The 12,409-nt window shown below is 67.5% G+C and carries 9 protein-coding genes; 6 read left to right on the top strand and 3 right to left on the bottom strand.

The genetic code is table 11. The annotated features are described in order from the left end of the window. Window positions 1-182: 182 nt before the first annotated feature. The 3 genes from ACYVAN_RS03945 to ACYVAN_RS03935 all read right to left on the bottom strand — a co-directional run bounded on the left by ACYVAN_RS03945 (window position 183) and on the right by ACYVAN_RS03935 (window position 3,584). A complete protein-coding gene (locus ACYVAN_RS03945; protein ID WP_460955724.1) occupies window positions 183-665 on the bottom strand; it encodes a TrmH family RNA methyltransferase in 483 nt (160 codons plus the stop codon). A 115-nt stretch (window positions 666-780) separates the two neighbouring features. Continuing rightward, window positions 781-2,388 (bottom strand): class I adenylate-forming enzyme family protein, encoded by a 1,608-nt coding sequence (locus tag ACYVAN_RS03940; RefSeq protein WP_460955722.1) that lies wholly within the window; start codon window positions 2,386-2,388, stop codon window positions 781-783. Window positions 2,389-2,411: 23 nt separating this feature from the next. Further along, a complete protein-coding gene (locus ACYVAN_RS03935) occupies window positions 2,412-3,584 on the bottom strand; it encodes an acyl-CoA dehydrogenase family protein (protein WP_460955720.1) in 1,173 nt (390 codons plus the stop codon). 258 nt (window positions 3,585-3,842) lie between these two features. Here ACYVAN_RS03935 and ACYVAN_RS03930 point away from each other — a divergent pair, with 258 nt between their 5' ends. The 6 genes from ACYVAN_RS03930 (at window position 3,843) to ACYVAN_RS03905 (ending at window position 12,404) form a co-directional block, all read left to right on the top strand. After that, window positions 3,843-5,390, top strand: coding sequence for an acyl-CoA synthetase (locus tag ACYVAN_RS03930; protein ID WP_460955718.1), 1,548 nt, complete (start codon window positions 3,843-3,845; stop codon window positions 5,388-5,390). Window positions 5,391-5,598: 208 nt separating this feature from the next. Then, window positions 5,599-6,171, top strand: coding sequence for a TetR/AcrR family transcriptional regulator (locus tag ACYVAN_RS03925; protein WP_460955717.1), 573 nt, complete (start codon window positions 5,599-5,601; stop codon window positions 6,169-6,171). Continuing rightward, window positions 6,168-6,986, top strand: a complete 819-nt coding sequence (locus tag ACYVAN_RS03920) for a TIGR03084 family metal-binding protein (RefSeq protein ID WP_460955715.1) — start codon at window positions 6,168-6,170, stop codon at window positions 6,984-6,986. The genes ACYVAN_RS03925 and ACYVAN_RS03920 overlap by 4 nt, the downstream gene beginning before the upstream one ends. Beyond that, entirely contained in the window at window positions 6,983-8,581 is a 1,599-nt protein-coding gene (locus ACYVAN_RS03915) for an acyl-CoA carboxylase subunit beta (RefSeq protein WP_460955713.1), read from the top strand. Before ACYVAN_RS03920 ends, ACYVAN_RS03915 begins: the two co-directional genes overlap by 4 nt. After that, a complete protein-coding gene (locus ACYVAN_RS03910; protein WP_460955711.1) occupies window positions 8,578-10,605 on the top strand; it encodes an acetyl/propionyl/methylcrotonyl-CoA carboxylase subunit alpha in 2,028 nt (675 codons plus the stop codon). The genes ACYVAN_RS03915 and ACYVAN_RS03910 overlap by 4 nt, the downstream gene beginning before the upstream one ends. After that, complete coding sequence (locus ACYVAN_RS03905; RefSeq protein ID WP_460955709.1) at window positions 10,602-12,404, top strand: acyclic terpene utilization AtuA family protein; 1,803 nt, start codon at window positions 10,602-10,604, stop codon at window positions 12,402-12,404. Before ACYVAN_RS03910 ends, ACYVAN_RS03905 begins: the two co-directional genes overlap by 4 nt. Window positions 12,405-12,409 lie beyond the last annotated feature (5 nt).

The raw sequence follows: 12,409 nt of genomic DNA, 5'->3' as shown, positions 1-12,409 counted from the left end.
AACCACCCTCCGGAGCAAAATAAGACGACTGACTCAAGTGAGCTCCTCCACATCGAAAACACAACGCATGCGGCCGGGGCGCGCAACACGGCTCCGTACACAAAATGTTGAAGACGCAGATGAGGATAGGTAACAGAACCCGATTGCGGAAGACGTCGCGCTCTCGAGCCGCGGTGCGGGACTCAGGCGGTGCGGAGGCTGTAGAGCGCGATACCGGCTGCCACGCTCACGTTCAGTGACGATTTGTTCCCGTGGACGGGAATCTGAAGCAGCAGGTCGCAGCCGTCCCGCAGCACCGGATCGATCCCGTGGACTTCGTCGCCGAGGAGCAGGGCAACCTTCTGGGGCGGTGCGTAGTCGGCGAGGTCGATCGCGTGCTCATCGATCTCCAGACCGGCCACCACATAGCCCTCGGCGCGCAGTGAATCCAGCAGTTCTCGTACGTCCGGGTGGCGCTCGAAGGGCATCGTGCTCTCCGCGCCCGCGGCGGCCTTGGCCATCTGCTTGGTCTGCCGGGCCTGCAGTTTTTCGCTGCGCTCGTCGCCGGGATGCGTGGGGTAAGGGGTGAATCCGGTGACGTACACCTTGTCCACGGCGAATACCTCGCCGGTGCGCAGGAGAGATCCGACGTTGTGCACCGACCGCAGGTTGTGTGCGATCGCCACGATGCTGCGATGTTGACTGGAGTTCACAACGGCAGAAGCCTACCCGCCCGTTCTGAGCTGGTGAGCTTCCCTCCGGGCCGCGTATTCGCGCTGGTCGGCGAGGAAGACCGGACCCTCAGCTGTGCAGCCGGGCGTGCTCGGAGCGAATCAGATGCTTCTGCACCTTTCCCGTTCCGGTGCGGGGGAGGTCGTCGACGACCACGATGCGCTTGGGCACCTTGAACCCGGCCAGCTGTTCGCGGCAGTGGGCGATGAGCTCGCTCTCCACGGCTCCGCCACTGCTCGTCGGGACGACGAAGGCGGTCACCGCCTCTCCCCAATGCGCATGGGGAAGCCCGACCACGGCGCAGTCCAGAACGACCGGATTTCCCAGCAGCACGCGTTCCACATCGATCGACGACACGTTTTCGCCACCGGTCTTCACGATGTCCTTGAGACGGTCGGTGAACCAGACGACACCTTCCTCGTCCAGGTAGCCCACGTCGCCGCTGTGGAACCAGCCGTGCGCGTAGACGGCCGCGTTGGCGCTCGGGTTGTTCCAGTAACCGGCCATGCACTGCGGCCCCCGGTACACGATCTCGCCCTGCTGGCCGCGAGGGAGCAGGGCGCCGTCCGGACCCATGATCCGTACATCGGTCGTCGCCACGGCGGAGCCCCACGAGTTCGACTTGCCGGATTGGTGGGTGGGCCATTGGAACACCGTGGGTGGCGTGAACTCGGTCTGCCCGGAACCGAGCAGCACGTCGGCTTGAGGAAAGAGCTCCCCGATCAGCTCAAGGCGGTCGGGCGGCATCGGAGCCATCGCGTACATGCACAACCGCATCGACGACAGGTCGCGCTCACGGATGTCCGGATGTGCGAGCAACTGCGCCCACATCGCCGGAAGCAACAGGATGTGTGTCGACCGCCGGTGTTCGATCGCGTCGAGGACGGTGTCCGGGTCGAAGCCGGTGTGCAGCACGATCGTGCCGCCGGTGACGAAAGTGGGCAACAGCAGGGTGTCGAGCGCCGTGGTGTGGAACAGTGGCAGGACGACCGGCTGTACCGAACCTTCCGGGCCACGTGAGTGGCCGAGCTGCAGGGAGCCGCTCAGCGCGGCGATGACGACCGCTACGTGGCTGGTGAGCACGCCCTTGGGGAGCGAAGTCGTCCCGGACGTGTACAGGCAGTGGACGACGTCGCGATCATCGACGTGCGTTTCGAACGGAGAGCGGTCCGTGGACACGACATCTTCGTACCGGGTGACCGTTGCGTGGCCCACGCTGGTAGCAGGTCGCTCCTCGCCGAGGAGCACGACGTGTTCCAGCCGTGGCAACCTCTCTGCAATCGACTCGATCATCGGCAGGAGATCCGCTTCGACGAACAGGATGCGCGTCCCGGAGTCGTCCAGCACGAAAGTCATGTTCTCTGCCGTCAGCGCGAGGTTCACCGGCAGTGCGACCAGCCCCGTCCGTGCGCAAGCGAAGAAGGAGGTGACGAACCGCCAGCTGTTTCGGCTCATGATTCCGACTGGTTCTTGATGCTCGATCCCTAGCGTGAGCAGGCCTCGTGCGAGTGCGTCGACCCGCCCTTCGAGGTCGGCGTAGGTGATTTCCTCGACGCCGTCGACCAGGGCCGTGCGGTCCGGGAACTGCTGCGCGGCACGCGTGAGCACGTCCGCGACGCAGACCCGGTGCGTGAGGTTTGATCCGAGGGCATCAACGTCGGTCAGATCGATTCGCACCGTGCCTCCTCGACGGTCGTTCCTCAAAACCCCAGTCGCTTCGCGATGATCTCGTTCATGATTTCGGTCGTCCCGCCGCCGATGCCCAGGATTCGGGCGTCGCGGTAGTGTCGCTCCACTTCGGACTCGCGCATGTACCCCATTCCGCCGTGCAATTGGACCGCCTCATCGACGACGAAGTCGCAAACCTCGACCGCGGTGTTCTTCGCCATCGCCACTTCGGTGAGCACGTCTTCGCCCGCGAGGTAGCGGGATGCTGTTCGTCCCACGTAGGTGCGCGCGAGGTCCACTCGCCGAGCCATCTCGGCGAGTCGGTGCCGAACGGTCTGGCGGGAGGCGAGGGGACGGCCGAAGGTTTCGCGGTCCCGGGCCCAGGCGAGTGTGAGGTCGAGGCAGCGTTGCGCGGTCGCGTGCCCCTGCGTGGCCATGGACAGGCGTTCGGTGACGAAGTGGCGCATGATCTGCTCGAATCCGCTGCCCTCGGCTCCGACGAGGTTGCCCACCGGGGCCCGTACGTCGGTGAAGGCGAGTTCGGCCGTGTCGGAGCACCACCAGCCCATCTTGCGCAGTTTGCGCGAGACGCTGAACCCGGGAGTGCCTCGCTCGAGCACCAGGAGCGAAACACCCGTGTGCCCCGGGCCGCCGGTGCGTACCGCGGCGGTCACGAAATCCGCGCGGGTGCCGGAGGTGATGTACAGCTTCGCTCCATTGACGACGTAGGTGTCGCCGTCGCGGACCGCCGTCGTGCGCAGCGCCGCGACATCGGAGCCGGTGTCGGGCTCGGTGATGGCCAGAGATCCGATCGTTCGGCCGGCGAGGGTCGGGCGCACGAACCGGTCGATCTGGTCCGGTTCACCCGCAGCGGTAATGTGCGGAAGGGCGATGCCGTGTGTCAACAGTCCCGCGCAGACGCCGCTCGACCCGCCGGCGAGGATGATCTCCTCGCTGACGGCCAGGGTATCGAGGAGGTCGCCGCCGGACCCGCCGGAATCTTCGGGAATCCCGATGCCGAGCAGACCTGCTTCTGCCGCCTTGAGGTGCAGTTCCCGGGGAATCTCTCCCGCGTCCTCCCAGTAGTCCAACTGCGGGACGATCTCGCGCACCGTGAAGTCGTGCACGAGGGAACGCAGTGCGCGGCGCTCCGCGGTGTCGCCGTCGATGTCGTGGTGCCCGGGAGCGGTCCCGCTGTGGGGCATGTCGAGCCTCCGCAAAATCTCGTTTGCCCGAGTATTCTGCTGTTCGAGCGCCGTGTTGGTGCGACCATCCTCATTGGACCGTGAATGCGGTGGCACCGGGCAGGATGCTGGAGAAGTCAGTGGCGAACGGACCGGAAAGATTCTCGAGAAATCGGACGGTAACAGCTTCTGCTGCCGGGGTGAAGCCCCTGGCTGGGCTGGAAACCTGCGTTTACCGTGTGTCTCCGAACGATCTGGTCGACGGCTGGAGGCGCGCTGATGGATCGTGGAATCGGATACTGGCTGACCCGCCGTGCTTCCCTTTCCGGGGAACGCACCGCACTGGTTTCGGGTGACCGGCGGGTAGCCTACGATGAGTTCGACGCTCGGGCCAACGCGTTGGCACGCGGGCTCACGAGCCTCGGTGTGCGGAAGTTCGATCGAGTCGCGTTGTTGCTCGCCAACTCCTGCGAGTTCATGGAGGCGTTGTTCGCCTGCGCGAAGCTGGGAGCCATCTGCGTTCCGATGAACGTGCGGCTCGCGCCGCCGGAGATCGGCTACATCCTCGCCGATTCCGGCGCCGATGTCCTCGTGGTGCACCACCCGCTCGCCGATGCCGGACGTGCTGCGCTCGCCGAACCGGGCGGGCGGGTGCGGCACACCGTGCTGGCGTGGGGCGAGCCCGCCGGTGGTGAGCTCGGGTACGAGGACATCGTGGCCTCCGGTGCTCGGCGAACACTCGAGATGGACGTGGACGCGAATGACGTGCACGCGATCATGTACACCTCGGGCACGACGGGCAGGCCGAAGGGTGCGATGCTGACCCACGCCAACTCGATCGCGAATGCGCGCAATGCTCTGACGATGGGTAGTGGCCTGAACGAGGACGACGTCACGGTGACCGCGGCCCCGATGTTCCACATCGGCGGACTCGGTGTGCACAGCCTGCCGTTCGTGTACGTGGGTGCGACCAACGTGATCGTGCCGAGGTTCGACCCCGCGGAGACGCTCACCGCGATGGCCTCGGAGCGGGTATCGGTCCAGTTCCTGGTGCCTGCGATGTGGGCGGCTCTCATGCGGGTGCCCGGGTTCGACGAGCACGATCTGAGTTCGCTGGAACTGGCCGTGTCCGGTGGCGCGCCGTGCCCGCTGCCGGTGATCGAGTTCTTCCGGGGAAAGGGGGTTCCGTTCCAGGAAGGATTCGGGATGACCGAGACGGCACCCGCGGTATCCATGCTGGACAAGGATCACGTTACGGCGAAGAGCGGTTCCATCGGTCGTCCGCTGCTCGAGGTTCAGGCGCGCATCGTCGACGATGACGACCGCGACGTGGCTACCGGGGTGGTCGGTGAGCTCGTGCTTCGCGGGGAGAACATCTTCACCGGGTACTGGATGCTGCCCGAGGCGACGGCCGAGGCGTTCCGCGGCGGGTGGTTCCACACCGGGGACTTGGGGCGCGTCGACGAGGAAGGCTTCATCACCCTGGTCGACCGCAAGAAGGACATGATCATCAGTGGTGGGGAGAACGTCTATCCCATCGAGGTCGAGCAGGTGCTCGTCCGCCACCCCGAGGTGAGCGAGGTCGCCGTCATCGGTTTGCCCGATGAGACGTGGGGCGAGGCCGTCACCGCCGTCGTCGCGCGAGAGGTGGGCACCGACGTCGACGCTGAACGGCTCGTCGATTTCGGACGGGAGCGACTCGCCCATTTCAAGTGTCCGCGCCGGGTCGAGTTCGTCGACGAGTTGCCGCGCAACGCGACCGGGAAGGTGCTCAAGACCGAGTTGCGCCACCGGTACGGCACCGGGAGTGCGAGCTTCACCCGCTGATGCGTCGTAGCAGCGGGCCTCACGCGTGCTTGGGGTGAGGCCCGCCGAACGCGGGGCGGACTAAGCGGGTTCGGGTGCGTCCATTCGGGCGATGCAAAAACATTCAGTCTTGACTGTTTTTCTCGGTCGTTGGCACGCTGCCCGAATGCAGCCACCGCCCGCTTCCCGGACTCAGGAGGAACGGAGCCGCACGACTCGGAAAAGACTGATGGAGGCCACGGTCGACTGCCTCGTCGAGTACGGCTGGTCCGGGACCACCACGACGCTCGTCTCCGAACGCGCAGGTGTCTCCCGAGGCGCGCAGCTCCACCACTTCCACAACCGGGGAGAGTTGGTGGCAGCGGCTGTCAACCACCTCACGCATGCCGGAGTGGAGGAGATGCGCCGGGAGATTCCCCGGCTGCCGCAAGGACGACGTCGGACCGAGGCGGTGCTGGAGATGATGGCCCGCTTCTACGTGAGCCCCGTGTTCACCGCAGCACTCGAACTCTGGGTCGCCGCCCGGACCGACGAGCAGCTCCACGCGTTGGTCGTGCCGCTCGAGCACAAGCTCGGACGTGAAGCTCACCGGCTCACCGTCGAACTGCTCGATGCCGACGAGAGCAGACCGGGCGTGCGGGAAGCCGTGCAGGCGACGCTCGACCTGGCCCGCGGACTGGGCCTCGCCGACCTGTTGACCGATGACGGCGTACGACGCAGGCGGATCCTGCGCCAATGGGCGCGAACCCTCGATCACACGCTGGCGAGAGACGATGGAACGCCGGACGAGGAGCCGAGATGACCGACCGAGCGGAATTGCTCGACGATCTGCGCAGCGAGGGCGATGAGCTGGAGAACCTCGTGGCGGGAATGGACTCCACGAGCTGGGCGGCAGCCACGCCTGCCGAGGGGTGGACGGTAGCCCATCAGGTGGCCCACCTGGCGTGGACCGACCGGATCGCCGTCCTCGCCGCCACCGACGGGAACGCCTTCGCGACGGAAGTGGCGGGTGCCGCCGCCGACCCGCGAGGTCACGTCGACGAGGAGGCCGAGAAGGGCGCCCGTACGGCGCCCGACAAGCTCCTCGAGGACTGGCGACGTGACCGCCTGGCACTGCTCGAAGTACTGGCGCACGTTCCGGACGGCGCGAAGCTGCCGTGGTTCGGGCCGCCGATGGGGGCGGCATCGATGACGACGGCACGGCTGATGGAAACCTGGGCGCACGGACAGGACATCGTCGATGCGTTCGGCCGGTGGCGGGAGCCGACGCCCCGCCTGCGGCACGTCGCGCACATCGGAGTCCGCACCCGCGACTTCGCCTACCACTTGCACGGTCTGGCCCCGCCCGCCGAACAGTTCCGCGTCGAGCTGACCCACCCCGGCGGCGACCCGTGGGTCTGGGGACCGCCGGAAGCCGCGCAGCGGGTGACCGGTCCTGCGCACGACTTCTGCTTCCTGGTGACCCAGCGGCGTCACCGCGCCGACCTGTCGCTGGCGACGCAGGGGGCGGAGGCCGACCGCTGGTTGGGCCTCGCCCAGGCATTCGCCGGGGAGCCGGGTTCCGGTCGCGGCCCGGGCCAGTTCACAACGGCCGAGAGAGGAGGGCGCCACGGATGACGGTCCCCACCAGCACTCTGAACACATCGGACGGTGAATTCGCTGCCCGCTGCGAAGCGATGCGGAAGAAGCTGACCGAACTGGGAGCCGAACAGGACAAGGCGATCGCCGGGGGAGGTGCGAAATACGTCGATCGGCACCACGCGCGCGGCAAGCTGTCGGCGCGCGAGCGGATCGAGTCCCTGCTCGATCCCGACGCTCCCTTCCTGGAACTGTCACCCCTCGCGGGATGGGGAACGGATTTTCCGGTGGGAGCCAGCGTGGCCACCGGTCTCGGTGTCGTGAGCGGCGTCGAATGCGTGATCGTGGCCAACGATCCGACCGTGCGGGGTGGCACGAGCAACCCCTGGACCCTGCAGAAGACCTTCCGCGCGCACGACATCGCGCACGAGAACAGGTTGCCGTTGATCTGCCTGGTGGAGTCCGGCGGTGCGGACCTGCCGACGCAGAAGGACATCTTCATCCCCGGTGGACGGAATTTCCGGGATCTCACCCGGCTCTCCGCGGCCGGCATCCCGACCATCGCGGTGGTGTTCGGAAACTCCACCGCGGGCGGCGCCTACGTGCCGGGCATGTGCGATCACGTCGTGATGATCGAGGAACGGAGCAAGGTGTTCCTCGGAGGGCCGCCACTGGTGCAGATGGCCACGGGGGAGGAATCGGACGACGAGTCGTTGGGCGGCGCGGAAATGCACGCGCGGGTATCCGGGCTGGCCGACCATTATGCGGTCGACGAGCTGGATGCGTTGCGGCTCGGACGCCGCATCGTCGCGCGGCTGAACTGGCGCAAGCGGGGGCCGGATCCGTCGCAACCGGCCGATGAACCGCTGCACTCCGGTGCGGAGTTGCTCGGCGTCGTACCCACCGATCTGCGCACGCCGTTCGACCCGAGGGAGGTGATCGTGCGCGTGGTGGACGGTTCGCGATTCGACGAGTTCAAGCCGCTCTACGGGTCGAGCCTGGTCACCGGCTGGGCCTCGGTGCGCGGTTACCCGGTCGGCGTGCTGGCGAACGCGCGCGGAGTGCTGTTCTCCGAGGAAGCGCAGAAGGCGACGCAGTTCATCCAGCTCGCCAACCAGACCAACACCCCGTTGTTGTTCCTGCAGAACACGACCGGGTACATGGTGGGCAAGGAGTACGAACAGCAAGGCATCATCAAGCACGGCGCAATGATGATCAACGCGGTGTCCAACAGCCGCGTTCCGCACATCACGATCGTCATGGGGGCCTCCTACGGGGCGGGCAACTACGGAATGTGCGGGCGCGCGTACGGGCCCCGTTTCCTGTTCAGTTGGCCCAGCGCCAAGTCCGCGGTGATGGGGCCGCAGCAGCTGGCCGGGGTGCTTTCGCTCGTGGCACGGCAGGCCGCGTCGGCGCGTGGGCAGGACTACGACGAGGACGAGGACTCGCGGATGCGCGCCCGGGTCGAGGAGCAGATCGAAAGCGAGTCCCTGGCGTTCTTCCTTTCCGGCCGCTTGTACGACGACGCGGTCATCGACCCCCGCGACACCCGCACGGTGCTCGGTATCTGCCTCTCCGCCGTCCACAGCGCGCCTTTCGAGGGCGCGGACGGCTTCGGCGTCTTCCGGATGTGAGTGACGTGATCGAACGACTGCTCGTGGCCAACCGGGGCGAAATCGCCCGTCGGATCTTCCGTACCTGCCGTGAACTGGGCGTCTCACCCGTCGCGGTGTTCTCCGACGCCGATGCCGACTCCCCCCACGTCGCCGAAGCCGACGTTGCGGTGCGCCTGCCCGGGGCAGCGCCCACCGATACCTACCTGCGCGCCGACCTCCTGGTGCAGGCGGCGATCTCCACCGGGGCGGATGCGGTACACCCCGGATACGGCTTCCTGTCCGAGGACGCCGATTTCGCCCGCGCGGTGGTGGAGGCCGGTTTGACCTGGGTCGGGCCACCGGCCGAAGCGATCGCCGCGATGGGCTCGAAGGTCACCGCCAAGCGGCTGATGGCCGACTCGGGAGTGGCGGTGCTGCCCGAACCGGAGCTGGAGGCGATCACCGAATCCGACCTTCCCGTGTTGATCAAGGCGTCGGCGGGCGGAGGCGGGAGGGGAATGCGGGTCGTGCACCGGATCGACGAGCTCGCCGAAGCGGTGGACTCGGCGGCTCGGGAGGCACGGTCGGCGTTCGGCGACTCCACGGTGTTCTGCGAACCCATGGTCGAGGACGCGCGCCACGTCGAGGTCCAGCTCCTCGCCGACGAGCACGGCACCGTGTGGGCCCTCGGCGAGCGCGAATGCTCGATCCAGCGGCGTCACCAGAAGATCGTGGAGGAGACGCCGTCGCCCGCGGTCGGACCGGAACTGCGTGCTCGCCTCTGCGACGCGGCGGTGACCGCCGCCCGAGCCATCGGGTACGTCGGTGCGGGAACGGTCGAGTTCCTGTTGGCCCCGGACGGGAACTTCTTCTTCCTGGAGGTCAACACTCGTCTGCAGGTCGAGCACCCCGTGACCGAGTGCGTGCACGGCCTCGACTTGGTGGCGCTCCAATTGGAGGTCGCCGAGGGGAGCAAGCTGCCGCCCACCCCGCCCGTTCCCAGCGGCCACGCGATCGAGGTGCGGCTGTACGCCGAGGACCCGTCGGCGAGCTGGAAACCTCAGAGCGGGCGGTTGCACCGGTTCGCGGTCCCGGGTGTGGACACCTCCTTCGCCGTTCCCGCACGGTTCGGTCTTCGCCTCGATTCCGGTGTGGATGACGGCTACCTCATCGGTGTGCACTACGATCCGATGCTCGCCAAGGTGATCGCCTGGGGGCCGACGCGTGCGGCAGCGGCGCGGAAGCTGGCGGCGGCCCTCGCCGCCGCGCGCATCCACGGGCCGGTGACCAACCGCGACCTGCTCGTGCGCGTCCTGCGGTATCCCGACTTCCTCGAGGGCGGGACCGACACGAGGTTTCTGCAGCGGCACGGCATCGACGGGCCGGACGGGGGCGGTCTCGTGGCCCCGCTCGCCGACGAGCACGCCGCCTCCGTCTCCGCACTCGCGGCGGCGCTCGCCGATGCGGCCGTGCGAGGGGAAGCGAGTCCCGTCACGCGGGGGCTCCCCATCGGCTTTCGCAACGTTCCCTCCCAACCGCAGCGAAAATCCTACGACGGTCCTGCGGGGCGGATCGACGTCGCCTACCGCCACACCCGGGATGGTCTTGCCGCCGACGGGCACGAGTCGGTGAGCCTGGTTCGTGCGGTACCGGACGAGGTGATCCTCGAAAACAGCGGTGTGCGCCGGACCTTCGTCGTGGCCACCTATCCGCCCGGTCCGTCCGAGGACGTCGACGTCGTGCACGTCGACTCGTCGTTGGGGCCGGTGTCTTTACGGCCCGTCGCGCGATACCCGGATCCGGCCGCGCAGGTGGCGGCCGGATCCTTGCTGGCGCCCATGCCCGCTTCCGTCGGCCAGGTCCGAGCAGAGCAGGGAGACCGCGTCGTAGAGGGGCAGACCCTGCTCGTCCTGGAAGCCATGAAGATGGAGCATCCGGTGACCGCGCCGGCCTCGGGTGTGCTCACCGAGCTGCGGGTGGAGCCCGGCAAGCCCGTCGATGCCGGTGTGGTGCTCGCCGTGGTCACCGCCGAGGAGTTCGGGGACGGGGAGGGAGGAGCTTGAACGACCCGACACGTCCCGCGCCGCTGCGAATCGGCAACTGCAGCGGCTTCTACGGAGATCGGCTCTCCGCCGCCCGCGAGATGGTCGACGGGGGACCGATCGACGTGCTGACGGGGGACTGGCTCGCCGAGCTCACCATGCTGGTTCTCGCGAAGAGCCGCGCGAAGGGGCGAGGCGGCGGTTACGCCCACACCTTTCTCCAACAATTGGAGCAAGTCCTCGGCACTTGCCTCGACCGCGGGATCAAAGTGGTATCGAACGCCGGGGGTCTCGATCCACAGGCGTGCGCCGAAGCGATACGCGAATTGGGCGGCAAACTCGGACTCGCGCCCAAGGTGGCCTATGTGGACGGTGATGATGTCCTGAGCCGACTCGACGACTTCATCGCGGGCGGTTGCGGTCTGATCAACGCCGATACCGGCGAACGGTTCACCGACTTCGGCGCAGCACCGGTCACCGCCAACGCCTACCTCGGTGGTTCCCCGATCGCCGAGGCGCTGCGCCGCGGCGCCGACGTCGTCGTCACCGGACGGATCACCGACGCCGCTCTGGTGACCGGGCCGGGCATGTGGCATTTCGGATGGGATTCCGGCGATCTGGACGAGCTGGCCGCCGCGGTCGTCGCCGGGCACGTCATCGAGTGCGGTTGCCAGGCCACCGGCGGAAACTACGCGTTTTTCCGAGAAGTTCCCGGACTCGAAGACCCGGGATTCCCCCTCGCCGAGCTGCACGCGGACGGTTCCGCGGTCATCACCAAACATCCCGGTACCGGCGGTCTGGTTTCGACCGGAACGGTGACGGCCCAATTGCTCTACGAGATCAGCGGCCCGCGCTACGCGACACCGGATGCCGTCGCTCGATTCGACACCGTCCGACTCGACCAGGTGGGCGCCGACCGGGTGCGCATCTCCGGGGTCCGGGGCGAGCCACCACCTTCCGAACTCAAGGTCGCCATCAACTACGAAGGCGGCTACCGCAACTCGATGACACTGCTGCTCAACGGTCTCGACGTGGCGGAAAAGGCCCACGTAGCGGAGAAGGCGATCTGGCGACGCGTGCCCGGCGGACGGGACGCGTTCGACCACTCCGCCGTCGAACTCCTCGGAACGGGAACGGACCCACACGTTCCGGCCATGCTGCGGATGACCGTGATGGACCGTGACGAACGGAAGGTCGGCCGCGCCTTTTCCTCTGCTGTGGTCGAGACCGGCCTGGCGAACTACCCGGGATTCCACGCGCTGACCCCCCCGGGCGGTGCCTCGTCATACGGCGTGTACTGGCCCACCTTCGTCCCGACCGAGTACGTGCGGCCGCGCGTCGTGCTCGACGGAGACGAGATCCCCGTTCCACACTCGCCGGTGCCCATGGGAACGAACCCGCTCCGGCTCGACGACGAGCTTACCGGGACACCGCCGACGGGCAGTGCCGAGCGGGTCCCGCTCGGCACTCTCGCGGGAGCGCGCGCCGGGGACAAGGGAGGTAACGCCAACGTGGGGGTTTGGGTTCGAACGCCCGAGGAATTCGCCTGGTTGGATTCCTACCTCACGGTGGAACGGCTCCGTGAACTGCTGCCCGAAACCGCCGACCTGCGGATCGACCGGTACCGGTTGCCGAACCTGTTCGCCCTCAACTTCGTCGTCATCGGCCTGCTGGGCCGCGGTGTCGCCGCGAGCACCCGACTCGATCCGCAGGCCAAGGCCCTCGGCGAGCAGCTGCGGGCCTGTCTTGTAGACGTACCCGAGTCGCTTCTGACCACCGCGAGTTCTTCGTCACGGACATCGACCCGGACTGGAGGCTGAGCACC

The sequence above is a fragment of the Parasphingorhabdus pacifica genome (assembly GCF_054779195.1).
The sequence above is the reverse complement of the archived record's forward strand: the minus strand, read 5'-3'. Positions and strand labels throughout refer to the sequence as shown.